Below are 23,731 nucleotides of genomic sequence, written 5' to 3'. Positions count from 1 at the left end.
CTAATACACCAAATGTAAGCGCTTACAAATATACGCGCATTGGTATTATTTTCAACGTGAATTTTATTTGAAATATAAATAATGAACAGAAAGCTTTTTATAAACAATAATTTATACAAAGTAATAAAAATGTAAATCACTATACAAACGGTATTTTTAGTGTATAAACTTTAATTTAGTTTGAAATATTTATTGACCTATTTTTATTATTAACTTACCTTCATGTAAGCGCTTACATGACACATGAAATTACAGCTTGTCATATTTCAGTGGTTTGTTATATTTTTATGTACTGAAATGTAAGCGCTTAACCAATACATATAATTATAAAAGTGATCCACTAAACTGGGGATATAACATGATTCAGAAAACATTTACTAAAACATTTACTAAAACAAGAATTGCAACAAGCTTATCACTGATACTTGGAGCCATAGCGCTACCTGCAGTAGCAGCAGAAGAAGCAAGTTTAAAAGATTCAGATAAATTGGAAGTCATAGCGGTTACCGGTATTCGCGGTAGTTTAGTTAAATCAATGGATATCAAGCGTAATTCGCATGGTGTTGTTGATGCTATTTCAGCGGAAGACATGGGTAAATTCCCAGATACTAACTTAGCAGAATCTCTACAACGTATCAGTGGTGTGTCAATTGACCGAGATAATGGTGAAGGTAGTAAAGTAACGGTTCGTGGTTTTGGCCCTGACTATAACTTAGTTACTTTAAACGGTCGTCAAATGCCGTCGTCAAATATCAACGATACCAGCGCATCAGACTCTCGTTCTTTTGACTTTGGTAACTTAGCATCGGAAGGTATCAGTGCTGTTGAAGTTTATAAAACAGGTAGAGCCTCGGTAGCAACAGGTGGTATTGGTGCTACTATCAACCTTCGCACGTTAAAACCATTAAACGTTGGTGGTCAACAAGCCTCATTTGGTATTAAGGGTGTTCATGATACCTCAAGTAAAGACGGTGATGCTATAACACCTGAATTCTCAGGTTTGTATAGTAATACCTTCGCCGATGATACTTTCGGTGTTGCTATTACCGGTAGTTATCAAAATCGTCAAAGTGGCTCAGCTCGTGCAGGCATTGACAATGGTTGGCGCCCACAAACAGGTGGAGAAGGTGATTGGGGCTCGGTTGGTGATGGTCCTACTCAAATAAATGTGCCTGGAGAAGGTGTAACATACGCGGTACCACATAATGTTTTATATGGTTTTAGTGAAGTAGAACGTACTCGTACTAATGGCCAGTTAACGCTTCAGTACCGCCCAGTTGAAAACCTTACCGCTACGCTTGATTATACTTATTCAAAAAATGAGTCAGAATTAAATCAAAATATATTTTCAGTTTGGATGAGCCTCAATTATGCAGGTTTACCAATGGGTTCAGAGTGGACCGATGCAAATGGTGACAATGTTGCCGCGCCTTTATATATTCATGATGTTGATGGACCTTCTGATTTAGTAAGCCAAGTAGAGCAAAGTGCTCAAGTCAACGAAAACAAATCAATTGGTCTTAACTTGGAATACCTGGTTAACGATAACCTTTCTTTTAACCTTGATTATCACAGTTCAAGTGCTGAAGCTAAGCCAGATAGCATCTACGGTAACAGTAATACCATTCAAGTAGCGACTTGGTCTCGTGCTGAAACTAAAGTTGATTTCTCATCAACATTCCCTGTTGTTTCTGTGGTCTACCCTGATGGTATAACAGGTTTAACACCTGAAGGCGTTACCAATACCGGTACCAGTTTCAGAAACAGTTATATGATGTCAGAGATCGAACAATTACAATTTGATGGTACCTATGTTTTTGATAACGGTATTGTAGAAAGTATTGATTTTGGCATTGGCAACAATGTTGTCGATAACCGAAATGCCTTTGCAAATGCTGAACGTCCAAATTGGGGTGGTTCTGGTACTCCTGCAGATATTGATGATGCAATGTTATTAGCCAGTCAAAGCACTATGATTGATCGTTTTGACCAAATGCCTGGTGATAAAACTAACATGACCAATGATTTTTGGGCCATGGATTTTGTTACTATGGCTGATTCTATTGGTGCATTATATGGTGATGTCAATGACCCTCTTGCATGGCCATGTGGTAAACAAGTGTGTGCTCCATCTAACTACACCACGGATCGCCTAACCAAAGAAACAACCACCAGTGCTTTTGTGCAAGCTAATATGGCTTTAGAATTTGGCGACATGCCCGTTGGTATTACTGTTGGTCTTCGTTATGAAAATACCGAAATAGAGTCAACAACATTGTTACCTGCTATTAATTCAGTATCTTGGGTTTCAGATAATGAATTTGCCAAAAACCTTGGTTCAGATTCTGTTTACTTTTCAGATACCGGTAGTTACGACTACTTCTTACCTAACATCGATTTTGACATCGAACTGGTTGAAGATTTAATATTAAGAGCTTCTTATAGTCAAACATTAACACGTGCTGGCTACGGTAACTTAACTGCTGGTGCAACTGTAAACAACGTGCGTACTAACGGTTTTGCCGATGGTAGTCGTGGTAATACCGGCTTATTACCGGTTGAATCAACCAACTTTGACCTGTCATTTGAGTATTATTACGGCGATGCAAGTTATGTCTCTGTGGGTTTCTTCCAAAAAGATGTTGATAACGTCATAGGCTCGCAAATGACGACAGAAAACTATGTGCGTGCAGACGGTGGTGTAGTAACTCATCCGGCTTCTGGTGCTCGTTATGATGACGCTGTCGCCAATACCGGTAACAATATTGCAGATAATGCATTGCATCGCGCATACATAGAAGCAAACAACCCTACAGATCAATACATAATACCTGGTGTTGATGGTGGCTCTGCTACGCAAATATTTGGTCACCCGACAGAAAATGATCAACTTCAAGTTGAATATTCTCAACCGGTAAACCAAGGTTCAAATAAGGTTAATGGTGTCGAAGTAGCTCTCCAGCATTTATTTGGTGAGTCTGGTTTTGGTACTATTATTAACTTTACTTTAGTTGACAGTGACGTTGAATATGACAACGCTTCTGAAGCAAATGCGGCAACACCTTTGCTTGGTGTAAGTGATTCAGCTAACTTTATTGCTTTCTATGATAAAGCAGGCTTCCAAGTCCGTTTCGCTTATAACTGGCGTGATGACTTCTTGTCAGGCCTTCATGATGGACAGGGTGCTAACCCAGTTTATACTGAAGCCTATGGACAATTGGATGCCAACATAGGTTATGAATTCACTGAAAACTTAACGGTTTTTGCTGAAGCAATTAACCTTACTGATGAGACGTCTCGTACTTATGGTCGCCATGTACTAATGACTAAAAACATCCAGCAAACGGGTGCTCGTTACAACATAGGTATGCGTTATAAGTTTTAATTAATAATTTATAACGAAAATAATAGCCGTTATTTATAACGGCTATTTATTTTCTTATTAAGCGCACGATAATTAAAATATAGTTAAACCAGAGTTAGAGAATAATTAATCAATAGTTAGACAATAGAAAGAGAAAATAATATCTTAAAGAAAGACAAATAAACAAGTAATATGATTTTAGTAAATTGATTTATATTAGTGACAATATCAGTCAAATTTTCACAATAATTAATGAAGTATTATTATGAATAAAGCCGTAAAAAGTGTCGTTATCGTTGGTGGTGGGACCGCAGGATGGTTAAGTGCCGGCATTATTGCTGCCGAACATCAGGCAAATTCACCTCGTGGCATTAAATTAACATTAATTGAATCGCCAGATATCAAACCTATTGGCGTAGGTGAAGGCACTTGGCCAACAATGCGCGATACCCTTCAAATCATCGGTATTTCAGAAGTTGAGTTTCTGCGTTGTTGTGATGCTTCTTTCAAGCAGGGTTCACAATTCATTGGCTGGGTTAATGGCCAAAAAAATGATTCTTATTACCACCCTTTTGTTGCCCCGCAAGGATTTGGCCAAGCGAATATCTCCGGCTATTGGCAACAAACCGCCCAACAAACACCTTTTGCCCATGCCGTTAGTGTTCAACCTCACTTATGCGATCATGGTTGTGCACCTAAACAAAAACAAACCCCTGAATTTGCTGCCGTAGCGAATTATGGTTATCACTTAAATGCAGCCAAGTTTGCCGCTTTATTACAACGCCACTGCATTGAAAACTTGGGCGTAGAACATATCGTTGATCATGTCGAACGCGTTAATGGTGCAATCGATAATAATATAGAGAGTGTCAGCACAAGAGTTCATGGTGATATTTCAGCAGACTTGTTTATCGACTGCTCAGGCAGTCAGGCACTTTTAATTAGCAAACATTACCAAATTCCCTTTATTAATAAAAAAGACATCTTATTTAACGACAGTGCAATCGCCGTGCAAGTCCCTTATGCTGTTGAAGATGCTGAAATTTCTTCCCATACACTATCAACAGCTCAACAAGCCGGTTGGATTTGGGATATAGGCTTACCTACCAGACGCGGAGTTGGTTATACCTATGCCAGCGATTATTTGTCCGATGAAGCAGCAGAAAAAGCGTTACGGGCTTACCTAGCTAAAGACTTGTCAACAGAAGCACTCGCCAAACTTGTTTTTAGAAAATTAACCTTTACCCCGGGTCATAGAGAAAAATTTTGGCATAAGAATTGTGTGGCTGTCGGTATGGCGGCTGGATTTTTAGAGCCTCTTGAAGCATCTGCCCTAGCCTTAGTTGAGTTATCAGCAAAAATGATCGCCAAAGAGCTGCCTGCTAATCACAGCATAATGGCCATTACCGCAGATCGCTTTAATCAACGTTTTCATTACCGTTGGCAGCGAATCATTGAATTTTTGAAGTTACATTATGTATTAAGCCAACGCAGTGATGACAAATACTGGCTTGATAATCGCCTTGCAGAGACAATCCCAGAGCGTTTACAGCAACTATTAACGTTATGGCAATATCAAGAGCCGTCTTATAACGACTTTACCGAGATAGAAGAGATTTTTCCCGCAGCAAGTTATCAATATATTATTTATGGCATGGGGTTTACTACCCAAGCGAGAGCGACAACGAGACGACATGACAATGCAACTATCAGTAATAAATGCATGCAAGAAAACCAACAACTCAGCCGAAAATATTTAGCGGGTTTACCAAAAAATAGAGAATTACTTAATTACCTTATTGATAATGAAGTAAATAATTAAGCAAGTAGTTAAGTAACTAATTCGCTAGTAAGCAATTTCCATTAATTTTTTAATTTTTTTTAACTAACAGTCGGAGCTATCATGGCTAATCACGTATTATTAAATAACCTTGATCATCAAGATCTAAAAATTATTACCGACAAATCTGAAAAGTACGGTAACAACATTATGTATAGCGTTGTTTATCCTTTTGAATTTAAGCAGCTACAAGCCGATTACCCAATTTTCTTTCACAAAGATACCGCCAGTAATTCATATACCGCTTTAGCCCTTTTGGGTTTTGAAGAAAACGAAAACCTCTTTTTGAGAAATGAGCAATGGCACGCTAGTTATATCCCATTAATGATTGAGAGAGAGCCGTTTTTAATTGGTCAGCAATCAAGAGTCGAAAATGGTGAAACCGTAGAAAATACGGTTATTCACCTTGATTTAGACAACCCAAGAGTGAGCAAAGAGCAAGGTACTGATATCTTTTTGCCGCAAGGCGGAAACAGTGAATATATCAATAGGATCAGTGCAACACTCAAAGCGATTCATGAAAGTAAACTCTCAACAAAACTTTTTATGGATACCCTAACTGAGTTAGATTTATTTGAATCATTCAACTTAGATATTCAACTCAGCAATGGCTCAAACAATCGCCTATCTGGTTTTTATACTATCAATGAAGATAAGCTGATGAACCTCAAAGGAAATGAGCTAGAAAAACTTAATAAATCAGGTTTGCTTAAGTTAATTTATATGGTGATTGCTTCACATGAAAACATTAACGCGTTAATTAAGCTTAAGGATACACTCACAGCTAGCGACAAAGAGCAGCTTTCAGCTTAATAGCACTGAACATAAAGCGTTAAAGTTACCGGGACAATTATTATCACTGACATATTTACCGACATGGCTAAGGTCAAACAAATAACGGCTTGCACACCGACAAACATTCCGTCGGATGTGCTGACGTCAAATGAGCCAATAATATTAAAAGGACTCGTTGATAGCTGGCCTATTGTGCAAGCAGCCAATGAATCTGCTGAACAAGTTTCAACATACCTTAAGCAATATTATCAGGGGTTGACGGTCGGTATGGGGGTAAGTGATGATAAACATAACGGTCGCTTGTTTTATAATGAAGACTTTTCAGGCTTTAACTTCACCAAACAAGCCGCACAGTTTGATGACGTTTTAGCGCAACTGTTAGCCACACAAGATAGCGCTAAATCGGATTCACTATACGTTGGCTCAACCCAGGTTGATAAATTATTACCCGGCTTTCGAGTAGATAACGATTTAGCCGCGCTAACTCAACATACTCCCTTAGTGAGTCTTTGGCTTGGTAATGAAAGTCGGATTGCTGCTCATCATGATACGCCAAGTAATATTGCCTGTTGTGTTGCCGGAAAAAGACGTTTCACCCTATTTCCACCAGCGCAATTATCAAATTTATATATAGGGCCACTCGATTTTACACCCGCTGGCCAAGCAATCAGTTTAGTCGATTTTCATCAACCCGACTTTGAGCGTTTCCCAAAATTTAAAAATGCCATTGAGCATGGTTTAGTCGCTGAATTATCACCTGGCGATGCGTTATTTTTACCGAGTATGTGGTGGCATCATGTTGAAGCATTAAGCAAATTCAACCTGTTAATAAACTACTGGTGGCAAACATCAAACGCACAGATGGGCGCACCCATGGATGCATTGATGCATGCATTATTAAATATTAAAAGCTTGCCAGCAGAGCAAAAAAAGGCCTGGTCTGAAATGTTTCAGCATTATATTTTTAATGATGATGCAAATGCTTTATCTTATATTCCAACAGAGCAGCTTGGTGTGCTAAACCCACAAAGTGATAAATCATCTCGACAGATTAGGTCTATGTTACTTAACAAGCTAAACCGATAATTTGGCTAGCACTAATTTTGTCCGCACATATTATGAAGAAGGTAATATTCCAATGAAAACAAATAAAATACAAAAGGTTGTCATTGCTGGTGGCGGAACCGCTGGTTGGATGGCTGCAGCGGCAATCTCAAAATTGTTGGGTAAAAACTTAGATATCACCCTGGTTGAATCTGATGACATAGCGACTATCGGTGTGGGGGAAGCAACCATCCCTACGCTGCAATACTTTCATCAACTGCTCAATATTAATGAGGCAGAGTTCCTAAAAGCAACCCATGGTACCTTTAAATTAGGCATCAGTTTTGAGGGTTGGCGTGATGTTAACGAAGATTATTTACACGCTTTTGGTGTTACCGGTAAAGATTGCTGGGCGGCTGGCTTTCAACATTTTTGGTCTAAAGGCAGACAAAAAGGCATCGCTTCCGATTTTGGTGACTATTGTTTAGAAAAAGTGACCGCATCAAACGAAAAATTTACTCATCTACCGAACAACGGCCTTAACTACGCCTATCATATTGACGCGACACGTTATGGTAAATTCTTGCGAAAAATGAGTGAAGAGCACGGTACTAAACGCATTGAAGGAAAAATAAACCAGGTTAATATGGACCAAGAGTCTGGTAATATTAGTTCTCTTACCCTTGAGTCTGGTTTGGTCATCGAAGGCGACTTATTCCTAGATTGTACCGGACAGCGCGCGTTGTTGATTGAAGGGGCATTACATACCGGCTTTGAAGACTGGTCTCACTGGTTGCCTTGTGACTCGGCCATTGCCGTGCAAACAAAATCAACAGAAGCACCTAAACCTTATACTCGCTCAATTGCCCATGATTTTGGCTGGCAATGGCGTATTCCACTGCAAAATAGAGTCGGTAATGGCATGGTCTATTGCAGTAAATATGTCTCTGATGAACAAGCGTTAGCCGTATTGGAAAAAAACTTAGTCGGCGAAAAGATAACCGAGCCAAGAGTGATCAAATATCGTACTGGCACACGTAGAAAGCACTGGAATAAAAACTGTGTTGCGGTGGGTTTATCTAGTGGTTTCTTAGAGCCGTTAGAGTCAACCAGTATCCACCTTATTCAGCAATCTATCATACGTTTATTAAGAATGTTTCCTCAAGATGGCATAGTACAAAGTGATATTGATGAGTTTAACTTACAAACTAAGTTTGATACCGCCACCACCCGAGACTTTATCATTTTGCATTATAGTGTCACCAATCGAAAGGATACTGAGTTTTGGCGCCACTGTCGTAATATGCCAATTCCTGATGCCTTAGCCCATCGACTTAAGTTGTTCAAAGAAACAGGCCGAGTATTTAGAAAAAATAATGAGCTCTTTGACGACTCATGGATGCAAGTAATGATTGGCCAAGGCTTACTGCCAGAAAGTTATCATCCTATTGTCGATAATATGAGTGATGAAGAATTAAAGCGTTTTCTTGACCACATCAAAGCCAATATTGATAACACGGTTAAGCAGTTACTGCCTCATGATGCTTTCATTGATAGGTTTTGTAAGGCATAACAGTGAAGTTAGCCCTTACTAGCGGTTTAATCGCTCTTTGCTGGCCCGCTATGGTTGTGTCAGCAGAGGAGCCATACTCTTGGCCAGATAATGCCTTAGCTGCCGTTAGTTTGTCTTATGACGATGCGCTGCACAGCCAGCTTGATAACGCCATTCCTGCCCTTGATAAATATGGTTTTAAGGGCAGTTTTTACTTAACCCTTGCCTCCCCGGCTTTTAAAGCGAGAAAACAAGAGTGGCAAGCCATTGCGAAACATGGTCATGAGTTAGGCAATCATACTATTCATCATGCATGTCGAGGCTCCTTGCCCAATAGAGATTGGGTAGATCCTAATAATGATTTAGACAATAAAACGGTAGCTGATCTCGTTGCTGAAGTGACCACAGCTAACGACATATTAAGACAGCTCGATAATCAAACCATAAGAACTTTCACCCTTCCCTGTACTGACACCTTAGCCAGTGGTGAGAATTACCTGAATGCGATTGCAGCACTTTTTATTGGTGTTAAAAGTAAAGTAGCAGGCATTCCAACCAACATGAAAAGTATTGATATTAAAAGCGTTGGCGTTATCTCTGCGGAAAATCTCACCGGAGAGCAATTAATTTCTTTAGTTAAAGAGGCAAAAAGCCATGGCACCATGGTTAACTTTACTTTTCATGGTATTGGCGGCGACTACTTAAGTATCACTTCGCAAGCTCATGCCACCTTGCTCAACTACCTAGCAAACAACAAAAAACTTTACTGGGTTGATACCTTTCGTAATATAAGCTTGCATATTGTCGACACTATTGAGTAATGTTTAACAACGTGATCTGTTAACATCGCTATTAGTTAACTACGTAAGTAACTCACATAAAACAACTCACATAAAACAACTCACATAAAACAACTCACAGAAGTAAGTTTTTCAGGATAAAAGATGAAAGCAGAAGTTCAATCCCATGAATTTAACCAAAATTTATTTTTTTATGATCTTGTTTCAAGTTTTTCAATCTCATTATGTGGCTGCCCGGTTATTTTTGAACCCGACGTTGAGATATACAAAAAAGCCAATCAACTCATCTCATTCCCCGGCGCTTATTCTCAAGCAAAACACTTAGCGCCATTTCAACTCAGGGAGCAAGCACTCAAAGGTGAAATCAACAAAAGTAAACATATTGCTTCATGTTGTATGATGTTAGCCAATACGGCTTATGAGTCGGTAAAACAGTATAATGACCGCTCTGAAGTCTTTGAGTTCTTTCGCCATATCCGAAATGCCTCCTCCCACTTAAATAATTTCCAATTCAACCATAAAGAGCCTGCTCATCCCGCTAAATGGCGAGGCGCTGTGATTGAACATCATCAAAAAGGTGAAAAGAACGTCTTGTTTGGTAAACCTTGTTTTGGTCACTTTATCGGTGTGGCAGACTTGCTTGATTTGTTGATGGATATTGAGCAAAAAATCATCTTATCTTTAGAGTCATCTGTTTAACTTAGGAGAATATTCCCTATATAGTCCTATCATCCAAGCATGGATGATCTAAAAATCAAACCCTAATTACTAACTTTGCAGCGGTACTGCTACTATTCTATTGCCCTAGTACACTGAACATGGCATTTTTCCATTAGTACACTTTCTCAAGCACACAAAAAAATATTTTTCCCTTTTATCTACTAATATGAATTAAAGGCATAACTAATTAAGTAGGATATAGGTTTTACCATGACTTCTTCGTTTTTTACCAACAATGATTTTATGCCGCATGGTATGTGTTACTTATGGCAAGCCGATATACTTTGGACATCGGTTATTTCGGATGTATTAACCGCTCTTGCCTATTTCTCTATTACCGCCGCGGTTGTTATTTTTGTCAACAAGCGTAAAGACTTACCTTATCCTTGGTTCTTTATATTAGCTGGTTCAGTTATCTTTCTTGCTTGTGGTACTTCTCATTTGGTCAGTGCCATTGTTATATGGGAGCCAATCTATGGTATTTCAGCAATTGTTAAAGCAATAACTGCGCTAGCCTCAGTGGCCACGGGTATTGTTATATGGTTTGTTTTACCTTTTTTTCTTAGCTTGCCTAGCCCTGCAATGTTAGAGAAAAAGAACCTAGCATTGCAAGACTCGCTAGATAAGTTAAACCTTGCACAACTATCACTGATTGAATCTGAGAAAATGGCTTCTCTTGGAGGCTTAGTCGCTGGCGTAGCACATGAAATTAATACCCCCTTAGGTATATCTATAACCGCTGTTTCACACTTAATGGAAACCACCGATAAACTTGCCGAACACTTTATCCTCAACCAGATATCCCGTACAGAATTCAGCCGATACATCGAAAAAGCAAAGATTAGCACCAATTTAATTAATGTTAATTTGCAGCGTTCAGCTGATTTGGTCAACAATTTCAAATTGGTTGCTGTTGATCAGTCCAGCAAGAATCTCCGTTTATATAAGGTAAAACAATATATTGATAATATACTTACTAGTCTACAATCGATATTAAAAAAGAAGCAATGCACCTTATCTTTAAGTTGTGCTGACGATATAACGCTTTGGGGAGACCCCGGCGTTTTAACACAAATCATTACTAATTTAGTGATGAACTCTATAATCCATGGCTTTGAAAATACCAACGAAAGAAATATTAATATTGTAATTACCAAGACAGAGCAATTCCTGCTATTAAATTATAATGACTCGGGTAGTGGCATAAAAGAAGAAGACCAAGACAAGATATTTGAACCGTTTTTCACCACTAGGCGTGCAAAAGGCAGTAGTGGTTTAGGTCTGCATATTGTTTTCAATCTGGTGACTCAGTCATTAAAAGGTACTATTGATTGTGTTAGTGACTTAGAGAATGGCGCACAGTTTATTTTGAAATTTCCTTTTGACACGAGAAACACCTCTGGATAATTACTGATATGAATAATGTCCACCAAAGGCTCTATCTGTTAAGCCCAAGCCATAAATAAAAAACCAAAATTACAGAAGTAACTTTAATTGAATTGTAGATAATTTTAGCGACTAAAGTTTTAGTATGGCGCTAGAAAATATAGCTTATGGGTCAGTAAATCACTCTAAATTCTTGAGCTCTTTAGACTCATTTGCAATACCTCTTCGCACTTAAATGTATGCCAATTCAATATAAAGAGCCGTCTCATCTAGCTAAATAGCTGAGCACTGCGATTGAACATAATCAAAAAGGTGAACATAAAGTTTGGTTTGGTTTGGTTTGGTTTGGTTTGGTTTGGTTTGGTACATTGTTTTAGTCACTCTATCGATGTAACTGATATTCTTGATTTATTAATGGATATAGAGAAGAAAAATGAGCTTACACTTCATTATCCTGAGTTGAGGTTACCTAGTTATTCTAAAACCTGGGGTAAAAGTTACGCCCAATAAAAAACCACTCAAATCAATTGAGTGGTTTTTTTCTACAGACTACTTACTATTAGAAACTGTAGCGAGCACCAATTGCATAGCGAGTGCCATATTGGCTAGCGCGTAAAAATTGCTCTTCATAACGGCCATAAACTTCTTCAGTAGAGTTAGTTAAGTTAACCCCTTCAATGAATACGGTGAATTGCTCATTAATGTCATAGTTAATACTGGCATCAACACTTGAGTATTCTTTAGAAAACTGTGGAGGAGCTTCTGCGGAGCCTTGATCTTGCCCGACACCAATAAGGTAAGAGTCACGCCAGTTATAGGTAAGTTTTGCTGAAAAACCATATTTCTCATAGAAAAACTGGAAGTTAGCGGCATCACTTAAACCCGGTAGCACTGCTTGTCCTTCATGGCTGGTTGGATCAAACTCTACATCACCGGTAACATGAGTGGCATTGAAAGCAGCACCAAAACCAGACTCACCAAATAAATGTTGAATAGCAAATTCAAAACCATCAACGGCACGTTTGCCAGCATTGACGGGCTGATTTACTTGCCACTCAAGTGTCGGGTCATCACCATTTTGAATAATGTTATAACTACCTGTTTGTTCATTTAAGGTAGCACCGCCATTAGCAACAATACGGTCAAATATTGCTTGGTCTGTTGCTTCAATACCCGCTGCAGCGAGTTCCGTTCGCGCTTGTTCAGCTCTAGGACCAAAATACGGGTCATTTAACCCAGCCACAGTTACTGAACTTATAGAAGATTCAATCCAATCATCGACATCCTTTTTAAAATAGCCTAATGAAATATAACTACCTTCGGCATAATAATATTCAAGGGAAAGATCGATATTCACTGAACTATAAGGTTGTAAATTAGTATTGCCTGAACTACCCGTTCTAGCACCAATTTTTGGGTTAGGTGATAACGACCTTACCCCTGCTAGACTTCCAAGCGGCGCTCTTGACATGGTTTTACCAAAAGAAGCGCGGGCAATAACATCTTCAACCAGTTCCACTTTGATATCGAGACTTGGTAAAAACATACTGTATTCACCATAAGTATCTAATAAATTGTGATCGCCTGGTTTATTTTGTAAAGCCCACTCAGTAACACTTAACCAAACAATTCGGTCTTCAACAGTTTGTTGCACACTACTAGTAACTTCAGTTTCTTCATAGCGCAGACCAAGGTTGACATCAACATACATGTCGACAACTTCAAAGGTAAATGCCGCTTGTACATAGGCACTGTTAGTTTCTTCTAATACTGTGCCTTCGCTATCTCTGCCCGGAGTGACTCCACCCAAAGGATCAGTAACCATGTAATCGAAGAAATTGGTTACCCGAGTTAACGCTTCATCAAAGTCATAGTCGTAATAGTAGTTAGTGGTTAAATTGCTGCCACCACCATCAAATTCATCTAAGAATCCATCGGTATGCTTTAAGGTAAACATGCTAGCAGGGAAAACATCTTGATTACCCGCATAGCCATTTGGACCTTGTTGATCAACACCCGCACCCCAGCCGCCAATTTTTTGTTCTGTGCGAGCAAGACCAAATTTAATATTAACTAATGGGCCATCAAAATCACTAATCCATTCACCATGAAGTTGTAATTGCTCAACGGCAGCCTCACCATAACCGGTATCAAAACGACCAAAGGTGAAATCTATTTCATTAACATCACCTTCAAGTGAGTTGTCAGGCCAATGGTTAGTTTGCTGTGGAATATCGCCTGAAGTGAAATCATAGGTTTTTGAGACTAGATTGTTTAAACCAAAAATAAGGAAAGGGTTTGAACCACTGCCTTTATCTGCCCCTGAATCACTTACATTGGTTGAGTCATGATAATCTAATGAAAAACTTAAGCTATCACTTGCCTGCCAATCAAGGTTTAAACCTAATGATTTAGCTTCAACCAGTTGAGTACTCTTTCTTGATAAAAGGGAATAATCACCACCTGCTTCATTAAATTTAACAACTGTACCATTCTCATCTATTTCATAAGAATTAAGACCCGCACCGGCATTAAACCATTGACCAAAACTAATTTCTTTGGTCGCTGTTAAGGTTTTATTATAAGTATAATCAAGGGTAGCAATAAAATTATCAGTCGGCGCAAATTGCAAAGTTAATTGCGCATTGGTTCTTTCACGTTCAGCATCACGGATTGTATTACCAAAACCTTGTGGTGAATAGTGATGACAACCGGCAACTCTATCTGGATTATTTATTTGTGGAAAAGGTGCTTCACCAGTATAAGCTGGGTCATTAATTTGCATTGGTAAGGTATCATTAACAACATCACAACCACCCGTCCGTCTATCAATGGCTTTATCGCCCGTGGCATTGCCAAAACCTAAATCAGCTTTCCAACCACCAATACCGGCACGTTGTTCTTGCCAATCTCTTTCTTGGTATGAATAATTTAAACCAATACCAAACATATCGTCGGCAAAAGTATCACTGATCAATAGAGAAATTTCAGGGGTAACATCACTGCCTTCTTCGTTCGAAGTATCCGCTAACGCTTTACCCGTTGCCGAAAAATTAAAACCGGCGTTATCAAAAGGTCTAGCGGTTTTAATATCAACTACCGCACCTAAACCACCGCTTGGCAATTCGGCCCTTGAGGTTTTCATTACCCTAAGCTCGCTAACACCATTAGGCGATACATTCTCTAGATTATAAGAGCGAGTATTACCGGTACCTGGCATTTGACGACCATTAAGGGTGATTAAGTTAAAGTCCGGACCAAAACCACGGACGGTAATTTGACTACCTTCACCATTGGTACGACTAATCGCCACGCCGGTAATTCTTTGTAAAGACTCGGCTAAGTTAGTATCTGGAAACTTACCCATTTCTTCTGCAGAAATTGCATCAACCACACCATGGTTCATGCGTTTAATATCCATCGATTTTACTAAACTGCCACGAATACCCGTGACCTCAATCACTTCTAATTTTTTCTCAACTTCAACAGCAGCGCTAGTCTCAGCTTCTTCAGCTAAGGCTGGCAGTGTAGCAACAGTGCCAAGAATCATTGACATTGATAATGCTAGTCGAGTTTTATTAAATCTTATATGTTTCATAAATCCCCTAGAGATATAGTTTTTATTTTGCTTTCAATTTATTTCAGCTTTCTTGGAAGCGCTTCCATCATTAGGGTTAAAAAAATGAAGCGCTTCCTAGACCAATGTTAAATAAAACATTGGAAGCGCTTCCATGTGTAATCAAACGTATCCGTTTGTACAAAAAATAGCAATCTATTTTGGCAATTATTTTTAACATAATGGTGATTTATAGATCGCTACAGAGTGATTAGTGTAAAAATATTGCAACTCAAACCTTAAGTAGCCCGTGAATAACGCATTCAAAGCAATAAACAACCAATACTGATTAATTAAATAATGACAATAAAGTACAAATAACAAGCAAACACTTGGCAAATAACCAACAAATAATTGTTTTTTCCGCTTGAACTGGAAGCGCTTTCATATTAAATTGAAAGCGCTTCCAATGAATGGGTTAAAAAAATAATAAGACTTTAAATAGAATTAGACCGCTTATTTAAAGGCAGAACAACGATTTATGATTGGCAATAAATATGTCGATATTTAAAAATGCTAAACGTAGGGGATGAATTAAATGAAAGATAAGAGAAACACTTTATCTAAACTGTCTGCCATCGCACTATTGGTAGGACTAGTAGGATGTGGTGACAATGGCTCAGAAACATATACCGATAAAAACGCCGTTGACACTACCTTGCCATCACCGGATTGGCGCTTGATTTGGCAAGACGAATTTGATGGTACAGAGATAGACTCCAGCAAATGGACCCATGAAGTTAATTGCAGTGGTGGTGGTAACCAAGAACAACAATGTTACACCGACAGCGCTGAGAACTCTTTTGTTAGTGAGGGTAACTTAAATATTGTGGTATTGCCCAATACCGATGAAGCCTTATCGAAAGATTACACCTCAGCCCGAATGAACACTCGAATGAAAGGCGACTTTACTTATGGCCGCTTTGAAATAAGAGCACAATTACCTGCAGGCCAAGGCACTCATCCAGCGTTTTGGATGATGCCAACAGACAGCACTTATGGTGGCTGGCCACGTTCAGGCGAACTCGATGTTGTTGAAGCAGTTAACCTAAAAGCAGCTCCTAAATATGGCGCGTCAGAGGCTTATATTCACGGTACCTTACATTATGGCAAGTCAGTAGGCTCAGAAAAAAGTCAAAACTCAGGCGCAGCTTATTTACTGCCAAATGATGCCAATCCAGCGGATGATTTTCATATTTATGCTATTGAATGGCAAGAAGGGGAAATACGTTGGTATGTAGACGGGTACCTTTATCAAACACAGCGTAAATCAGAAACCAAATTAAAGTTCACTGGTGACTTGGACCCTAAACTTGTTCATCGAGGTTGGTACACTCCTGATAACTACGACATTGCCACAGGTGAACAGTCTAATGCTTGGGACAATTCTCCTTTTGACAAAAATTTCTTTATGATTTTAAACTTTGCTGTGGGTGGTTCATGGGCCGAAGCGGTTAATAATACCGGTATTGATGCTTCTGCATTTATTGATGGCAATACCATGTTAGTGGATTATGTACGAGTTTATCAATGTGATATTGCGCCACTAACTGGTGAAGGCTGTGCCACTATTCGTGCTGGTTATGATGAAGAGGCCAGTGAAGACAGACCTGATGGTGCATTAGTACCAGGTAAAGCTCCTAGTCCACCAGAGCCACCTTTAGACCCCAATGCTCCTGCTCCACCATTAAATGTGTTTATTGATGAAATGGCTGATGGCTGGGCTGCATGGGATGACAGTGGCGTATCATCACCCATGGCGACGACTGATGAAGATCCAGACTATGATGCGGTAATGGAGTTTGTTATTACCGGTCAAACTGTTGTTGGTTTTACTACTCGCGCTGCTCATGGTGTAGAAGACGGTAAAGCCTTTAATGCCTCAAACCATGTTGCCACCGGTACCATTGAATTTGATCTGAAAATGATTACCGCTCCAGCAACCGTTGTGCCTTGGTACTTTAAAATAGAGAGCGATGAAGGTATAGCATCTGGTGCAGGTACTGAAGCTATTTTAAGTTTATCCAGTAGTGTTGAAGCCCATATCACGCCAGAGTTGGATACTTGGCAACATTACACCTTTAACATTACAGACCTAGTAGCGCTTAACTTAGACCCTAGTCGAATTGATGTCATGATGATTTTCCCTGAATGGGGCCAAGGTGACGGGGCAAAATTTAGAGTAGATAATTTCATTATCAGCAGACCTGCTAATGGCCCTGCTACGGGTTTACCTAAACTTGTTGCCTTTGAAGATGCTGAAAATAATGCTTGGCCGGCATGGGATTGCTGTGGTGGTACCACACCTGCTGTTGTTACTGATGAAGCAGGCTATGGTGACGTTATTGAATTCATCATAGGTGCTACCGATACGGTTATGGGTTTCTCCGGCCGTGACGTTGACAAGATTTTTGATGGCTCTCTCATTGCTAGTACAGGTACAATCGAATTTGACTTGAAACTAATGAGCTCTCCGGGTGATGTGCCTTGGAGTTTCAAAGTTGAAAGTAATACCGGCACTCAAAATGGCGCTCCAGGTCAAGATGTCGAATTAAGTCTTTCAGCAAGTAACGAAGGTCATACCGCGCCAGAACTCGATGTTTGGCAACATTATACTTTTGACATGGCTGATCTCGTTGAGGCGGGAATTGATCCCAGTGGCATTGATCTATTGATGATCTTTCCTGAGTGGGGCAAGGGCTCTGGTGCTGTCTATCGCGTTGATAATGTGATAATTAGTGATCCTAATGAAAGCCCTGAAGTTCCCCCTACCACGGGTGTTGAGCTAATGATGTTTAATAACGCGATAAATCCAGCCTGGCCGGCTTGGGATTGTTGCGCTGGCTCTACACCAGCAGTCGTTATAGCAGATGATGAATATGGCGCTGTCGTAGAATTCAGTATCGGTGCTCAGGCAACGGTTAAGGGTTTCATGGGACGTGACAATGGTAGTATTTTTGATGCCTCAACTATTGCTAGCACTGGGATTATCGAGTTTGACCTTAAATTAATTGCCTCCCCGGGTGATGTGGTGTGGAATATTAAAGTTGAAAGTAACGGTGGCACTGAAAATGGCGCTCTAGGGCAAGCTCTTGAGTTAGCTTTATCTACGAATAATGAAGGTCATGCCGCGCCAGAGCTTGGTGTATGGCAACATTATAGCTTCGACTTAGCGGATGTTGTTGCTGCTGGTATCGATCCTAGCGGTATTGATGTCTTCATGATATTCCCTGCTTGGGGTTCCGGCAATGGTGCAACTTATCAAGTAGATAACGTGCGTATTGGCGAAAAATAAAGTGCTTGTCAGGGTAGCTAGCGAAATTTTTTTTGCTACCCAGACACTAAGCATCACATAACAGTAGAGAACAGAATAGAATAGAAAAACCAAACATTCGGTTTAAGTCATATTTCATTCAAACGTCTTAAACCGAATTTTTTCCCAAACGAATACAAAGTAATGATTTTTTAATAAAAAACACATTACTTTGTATTTAAGCCAATGCATTGATAATAAATAGGCTCTTATATGGAAAATCAGATAAAAAACATCGTTATTGTCGGTGGTGGTACTGCAGGCTGGATGGTGGCAAGTCGATTAGCCGCCAAACATCAAAGTCAGCCGCAAGCAAATATTTCCATAACACTCATTGAGTCGGCGTCAGTAAAACCTGTTGGAGTTGGCGAAGGCACCTGGCCTTCAATGCGCAACACTCTAAAAAGCATTGGCATATCAGAAGCTGAATTTATTATCGAATGTGATGCGACCTTTAAGCAAGGTTCAAAATTTAATGGTTGGCTTACCGGCGAAAAATCTGACTCTTTTTACCACCCCTTTGAACTGCCACAAGATTTCGCTAACTGCAATTTATTGCCGCACTGGCAAGCCGTAGGTCAAAGCCTTAGCTTTTCAAATGCGGTAAGTTTTCAACAAAAGTTATGTGAACAAGGTTTAGCGCCAAAACAAATTACCACCCCAGAATATGCCTCGGTGGCAAATTACGGTTACCATTTAAATGCAGCAAAGTTTGCGACTTTATTACAAAAACATTGCTTGAAAAAGTTTTCGATAAAACACCTTGTTGATGATGTAATTAAGGTTAACTCAGCACAAAATGGTGATATAGCCTCAGTTACCACTAAAGTTAATGGCGATATTAGTGGCGACTTATTTATTGATTGCAGCGGTTTTGCCAGTATATTACTGGGCGGACACTATAAAGTGCCTTTTATTGAGCAACACGATACCTTATTTGTTGATCATGCCTTAGCGGTTCAACTGCCCTATCAAGATGAGCAAAGTCCAATTGCAACGACCACACAATCGACCGCAATGCCCGCAGGTTGGATTTGGGATATAGGGCTACAGAGTCGTCGTGGCATAGGTTATGTTTATTCTAGTCGCCACACTAGCGAAATAGAGGCTGAAGCTCAATTGATGAATTACCTGGGGAAAGATAGTGCCCAAGTCGATATTAAAAAAATCAAAATTAAGGCCGGTCACCGAGCCCACCCTTGGGAAAAAAACTGTATCGCTATTGGCCTTTCTGCCGGTTTTTTAGAGCCTTTAGAAGCGTCATCTTTGGTGCAAGTAGAGTTATCCGCCGAATGGCTTTGTGATCAACTGCCTGCCACACGAAGCACTATGGATATTATTGCCAAACGATTTAATGAGGCTTTTACTTACCGTTGGGCGCGCATAATAGACTTTCTCAAACTTCACTATGTGTTAAGTAAACGTACTGACAATGAGTTTTGGCTTGAAAATCGTCAGCCAGAATCAATTCCAGAGTCATTACAAGAGTCTTTAGCTTTATGGCAACATCATTATCCTTGGCACCATGATTCAGAGCGCAGCAATGAAATATTCAGCAGTGCCAGTTACCAGTACATTCTGGCCGGCATGGGTTTTAACACCCAAAGCAAACATTTGTCTTCAAATGAAGAAAATGCTTTGGCAATGAAAAATTTCACCCGCAATCAAGCCGTAACGACAAAATATTTACAGCACTTACCTCAGCATCGTCAATTACTGGCTCAAATTCGACAATATGGCTTAGCGCCAATGAAAACAGGCTAGTTATCTTAAGCTACCTTAACTTAATTTAAATTAATTAACCCGATAACAATAAATATTTATTACGACATTAACCGACAACAACACTAATTTATAACAAAAAAATTGGAAGCGCTTCCTAAAAAGTAACGACATATAAAAATAAAATGAGAGCTAAGATGATCTATTTACCCATTTATACACAGACAAAAAAAATATTGCTCATACTATTACTGGCGTCACTAAGTGCTTGTGGCGATTCTGAAAGTGAAGGCGAAGTCATTAATAATGACTTCGATGGTGATGGCATTGTTGATAGTGTTGATAGTTGTCCCAACACTGTCGCTAACGCATTAGTTGATAACACTGGCTGTATTATCATTGACGTTATAGATAAAGATGCCGATAACGATGGTATTTCTGATAGTGTTGATAGTTGTCCCAACACTGTCGCTAACGCATTAGTTGATAGCACTGGCTGTATTATTATTGACGTTATAGATAGCGATACCGATAACGATGGTATTGCTGATAATGTTGACGCCTGCCCTAACACAGCACAATACGCTGAAGTAGATGACACTGGTTGTGCAATCATTGCAGATGCCGATAACGATGGCGTTGCTGATGATGTTGATGAATGCCCTGACACAGCAGCAGGTAAATCGGTAGATCAAAAAGGCTGTGAAATAATTGTTCAAGTGGTTGATATAACCATTCAAGCAGAAGATTACATTAACTACTTTGATACTACCCCTGCCAATGACGGCGGTGCTAATTATCGAAATGATTCAGTCGATATCGAAGTTACTACCGATGAAGGCGGTGGTTATAATATTGGTTACACCCAAGCGAGTGAATGGTTAGAGTATGCGGTTACCCTAGAAGCAGGTACTTATACAATTAATACCCGAGTAGCATCACAGTCCGGTGGTGGTCAATATACCCTATCAATAAATGGTAATACCATTGGCAGTGATAGCGTTAATAGTACCGGCGGTTGGCAGACATATGTCACCCATAACGTTAATTCTTTTGCCATCGCCGATGCTACCAGTTCCCATACTTTACGTCTTGTTGTCAACTCAGGCTCATTTAATATCAACTGGCTGCAAATTGTCAGTCTTATTGATGACGATAACGATGGCATTGCCAACGACTTAGATAGTTGCCCAGACACGCCTGAAGGTACTTTAGTAAATGCTCTAGGCTGTGAAATCATTTCGGTCAACCAGGAAGTTTCTTATGCAAATGAACGTTTAACTGGCGGCGCAGACTCTGCTGAACCGGGTTTTACCTTGTATGTATTTGATAATGACTTAGCGACTCCAGAAGCGAGTGTATGTAACGAAGGTTGCGTTACATCATGGCCTCCTGTACTGGTAGATGATGTTGAAGCTTCTGGCGTAAATGGCTTAAGCACCATAACGAGAAACGATGGAAGCTTACAAGCAGCCCATAACGGCCGCCCTTTGTATTTCTATGCAGGAGATACTCAAGCGGGTGATAGCAATGGTGAAGGCCTACACGGTGTTTGGTGGCTGGTACCTTATGGAGTTTTAGGTGATATAACGGCGTTATATAATGCATCTACCCTATTAGAGCCAGATACTCAGGTGGAAACTGAAGACACCTTGATCACACGTTTTAGTGATCGTCCACGTACTCGCCACGCAAAAGAAGATCAATTTCAAAGTTACGATCACTACGTTAAGTTTTATTTCGAGAACCGTGCCAGCAATATCGAAATTATTGATTACGTGGCGAAAGGTGGCGATACCATTGAAATGAATGTCCGTACTATATTCCCTTTAAGTGATAGAGAAGCAGAAAACCGTTGGTGGTACCAAGGATTTACCACTGTTGCTCAATATGCCAGTAATGGCATTATGCAATTTATGGGTACTGAGGTGATAGATGGTGTCACCTATTACAACTATCAAAAAACCAGTAATGAGAATACTCGCCTAGGTCGCGAAATTCGCATCGGCGATGAAATGGAATTTGAGGTAAGTCAATTTAGTGCCCCGGGTCTTCCGCGCGGCCAATCTAACTACTACGGCACAACCTTCCTCTATATTGTCGGTGAAGGCATAGTGCCATGGTATACAGAAATCTCTGGACCATACCCGGAAGACAGTGCAAAAATACCTGAGCAATATTGGTTAGGTGGCAATACAAGCTTACACTATCAATATACCGATGAGCCTGATAATCATTTCATGCAAATGGCGACTAATTTAGGTTATGACAACGCTCAAACGTTCCTTTTAGGTCGCCGTGTCCACCACTCGTCTTTTGTCGATGGTACGCATGATGAAGATGCTGACAATGGTGTTTTTGATGACAACGTCGGCTTGTCAGGTGTGCGTTATGTCAACGAGAGTTGTGTAGATTGTCACGCAAGAAATGGTGGTGCTCCCGTTGCTGAAAATGGTGAACTGCTAGATCGCTGGGTATTTAAAGTAGGTGATGCTGATGGCAACCCTGATCCAGCTATTGGTCGTGTTTTACAACCAAATGGTAGTGGTGGTGAAGGAAATGTCTCGCTTGCTGCTTGGATTGAATTAAGCAATGGTTTACGTAGACCTAACTATCAATTTAGTGGTACAAGGCCCGCAACATTCTCGGCGCGAATCGCTCCAAGATTAGTTGGTTTAGGTTTGCTGGAAGCAATTCCTGAAGTAGATATAATCGCCCTAGCCGATCCAGAGGATGCTGATGATAACGGCATATCAGGTGTGGCCAACAAAACGATTGATCCTGAAAATGGCGACTTAACCCGACTAGGACGTTTTGGTTGGAAAGCGGCTACTTCAAGTGTTCGTCATCAAGTTGCTGGTGCATTAAATACCGATATTGGTGTTCGTACCTCGGTATTACCTAACCTTGATTGTGGTGCTGAACAAGCTAATTGTGGAGGGTCTAAGCCAATAATGCCTGAAGATAACCTCAATGATTTGGTCACTTATATTTCTACCTTAGGTGTACGTCCTCAGCGTGTATGGAAAGCGGGCGTCGAAGATACTCAAATACTTGCTGGTAGTGCCAAATTTGAAGAAATTGGCTGTGTCGACTGTCATACCAAAACCTTCCAAACCAGTGAATTCCATCCTCTGGCAGAAGTACGTAATCAAACCATACATCCGTATTCTGATATGTTACTTCACGACATGGGCGAAGGCCTTGCTGATAACTTAGGTGAAGGTTTAGCCAGTGGTAGTGAATGGCGTACTACACCACTTTGGGGCCTTGGTTTAGCCGCGTGTGTTACTGGTGGAGTTGAAAACTTTATTGGTGGCGAAGGCAATGAAGTTTGTACTCCACATCACGCTTACTTACATGATGGCCGTGCTAGAAGCATAGAAGAAGCTATTTTATGGCATGGCGGTGAATCAGAAAATTCTACCACCTTGTATAAAGCACTTTCTGACTCAGAAAAATCGGCACTATTAAGCTTTTTACGCTCGTTATAAACACGCTTTTAGTGATAGCTATAAGTAAACATAATTAGTTATCACTATTAGCAGTTTTTCAAGAAATATGAAATTTAAGATGTAT

13 protein-coding genes are annotated in these 23,731 nt (G+C 40.0%); 12 read left to right on the top strand and 1 reads right to left on the bottom strand.

The features are described from left to right. Positions 1-358 precede the first annotated feature (358 nt). The 9 genes from F580_RS0102740 (at position 359) to F580_RS0102700 (ending at position 12,011) form a co-directional block, all read left to right on the top strand. Positions 359-3,385, top strand: coding sequence for a TonB-dependent receptor (locus tag F580_RS0102740; RefSeq protein ID WP_019026168.1), 3,027 nt, complete (start codon positions 359-361; stop codon positions 3,383-3,385). Between the two features lie 244 nt (positions 3,386-3,629). Continuing rightward, positions 3,630-5,186: a tryptophan halogenase family protein gene (locus tag F580_RS0102735; RefSeq protein WP_019026167.1), complete on the top strand. Its 1,557-nt coding sequence runs from the start codon at positions 3,630-3,632 to the stop codon at positions 5,184-5,186. Positions 5,187-5,267: 81 nt separating this feature from the next. After that, a complete protein-coding gene (locus tag F580_RS0102730; RefSeq protein WP_019026166.1) occupies positions 5,268-6,017 on the top strand; it encodes a SapC family protein in 750 nt (249 codons plus the stop codon). A gap of 63 nt (positions 6,018-6,080) precedes the next feature. Further along, positions 6,081-7,085, top strand: coding sequence for a cupin-like domain-containing protein (locus F580_RS0102725; RefSeq protein ID WP_019026165.1), 1,005 nt, complete (start codon positions 6,081-6,083; stop codon positions 7,083-7,085). 52 nt (positions 7,086-7,137) lie between these two features. Continuing rightward, positions 7,138-8,616 carry a tryptophan halogenase family protein gene (locus F580_RS0102720; protein ID WP_019026164.1) on the top strand — a complete coding sequence of 493 codons (1,479 nt, stop codon included), beginning with the start codon at positions 7,138-7,140 and terminating at the stop codon, positions 8,614-8,616. Between the two features lie 2 nt (positions 8,617-8,618). Continuing rightward, the gene (locus tag F580_RS0102715; RefSeq protein WP_019026163.1) at positions 8,619-9,416 is read left to right on the top strand and encodes a polysaccharide deacetylase family protein; all 798 of its coding nucleotides are present in this window, start codon (positions 8,619-8,621) and stop codon (positions 9,414-9,416) included. 123 nt (positions 9,417-9,539) lie between these two features. Further along, entirely contained in the window at positions 9,540-10,094 is a 555-nt protein-coding gene (locus tag F580_RS25340; RefSeq protein WP_019026162.1) for a hypothetical protein, read from the top strand. Positions 10,095-10,325: 231 nt separating this feature from the next. Further along, the gene (locus F580_RS23840) at positions 10,326-11,522 is read left to right on the top strand and encodes a sensor histidine kinase (RefSeq protein ID WP_019026161.1); all 1,197 of its coding nucleotides are present in this window, start codon (positions 10,326-10,328) and stop codon (positions 11,520-11,522) included. Between the two features lie 273 nt (positions 11,523-11,795). Next, a complete protein-coding gene (locus F580_RS0102700; protein WP_157442965.1) occupies positions 11,796-12,011 on the top strand; it encodes a hypothetical protein in 216 nt (71 codons plus the stop codon). A gap of 49 nt (positions 12,012-12,060) precedes the next feature. Here F580_RS0102700 and F580_RS0102695 read toward each other — a convergent pair whose 3' ends face one another. Further along, positions 12,061-15,099 carry a TonB-dependent receptor gene (locus F580_RS0102695; RefSeq protein ID WP_019026159.1) on the bottom strand — a complete coding sequence of 1,013 codons (3,039 nt, stop codon included), beginning with the start codon at positions 15,097-15,099 and terminating at the stop codon, positions 12,061-12,063. 556 nt (positions 15,100-15,655) lie between these two features. On the opposite strand from F580_RS0102695, the gene F580_RS0102690 reads away from it, so the two are divergent. The 3 genes from F580_RS0102690 to F580_RS25335 all read left to right on the top strand — a co-directional run bounded on the left by F580_RS0102690 (position 15,656) and on the right by F580_RS25335 (position 23,646). Continuing rightward, complete coding sequence (locus F580_RS0102690; RefSeq protein WP_019026158.1) at positions 15,656-18,412, top strand: glycoside hydrolase family 16 protein; 2,757 nt, start codon at positions 15,656-15,658, stop codon at positions 18,410-18,412. A gap of 231 nt (positions 18,413-18,643) precedes the next feature. Continuing rightward, on the top strand, positions 18,644-20,194 hold the full coding sequence (locus tag F580_RS0102685; RefSeq protein WP_019026157.1) for a tryptophan halogenase family protein: 1,551 nt from the start codon (positions 18,644-18,646) through the stop codon (positions 20,192-20,194). Positions 20,195-20,349: 155 nt separating this feature from the next. Beyond that, on the top strand, positions 20,350-23,646 hold the full coding sequence (locus tag F580_RS25335) for a di-heme oxidoredictase family protein (protein ID WP_019026156.1): 3,297 nt from the start codon (positions 20,350-20,352) through the stop codon (positions 23,644-23,646). The last annotated feature ends 85 nt before the right edge of the window (positions 23,647-23,731 follow it).

This window comes from Colwellia piezophila ATCC BAA-637 (assembly GCF_000378625.1).
GTDB lineage: Bacteria > Pseudomonadota > Gammaproteobacteria > Enterobacterales > Alteromonadaceae > Colwellia > Colwellia piezophila.
This window is presented reverse-complemented; position numbering and strand designations above follow the sequence as displayed.

What these genes read in the sequence shown, in the direction of transcription:
- F580_RS0102730 (WP_019026166.1), top strand. Translation starts at nt 5,268, where the DNA reads ATGGCTAATCACGTATTATTAAATAACCTTGATCATCAAGATCTAAAA.
- F580_RS25340 (WP_019026162.1), top strand. Translation starts at nt 9,540, where the DNA reads ATGAAAGCAGAAGTTCAATCCCATGAATTTAACCAAAATTTATTTTTT.
- F580_RS0102740 (WP_019026168.1), top strand. Translation starts at nt 359, where the DNA reads ATGATTCAGAAAACATTTACTAAAACATTTACTAAAACAAGAATTGCA.
- F580_RS0102720 (WP_019026164.1), top strand. Translation starts at nt 7,138, where the DNA reads ATGAAAACAAATAAAATACAAAAGGTTGTCATTGCTGGTGGCGGAACC.
- F580_RS0102690 (WP_019026158.1), top strand. Translation starts at nt 15,656, where the DNA reads ATGAAAGATAAGAGAAACACTTTATCTAAACTGTCTGCCATCGCACTA.
- F580_RS0102685 (WP_019026157.1), top strand. Translation starts at nt 18,644, where the DNA reads ATGGAAAATCAGATAAAAAACATCGTTATTGTCGGTGGTGGTACTGCA.
- F580_RS0102725 (WP_019026165.1), top strand. Translation starts at nt 6,081, where the DNA reads ATGGCTAAGGTCAAACAAATAACGGCTTGCACACCGACAAACATTCCG.
- F580_RS25335 (WP_019026156.1), top strand. Translation starts at nt 20,350, where the DNA reads ATGATCTATTTACCCATTTATACACAGACAAAAAAAATATTGCTCATA.
- F580_RS0102695 (WP_019026159.1), bottom strand. Translation starts at nt 15,099, where the DNA reads ATGAAACATATAAGATTTAATAAAACTCGACTAGCATTATCAATGTCA.
- F580_RS0102735 (WP_019026167.1), top strand. Translation starts at nt 3,630, where the DNA reads ATGAATAAAGCCGTAAAAAGTGTCGTTATCGTTGGTGGTGGGACCGCA.
- F580_RS23840 (WP_019026161.1), top strand. Translation starts at nt 10,326, where the DNA reads ATGACTTCTTCGTTTTTTACCAACAATGATTTTATGCCGCATGGTATG.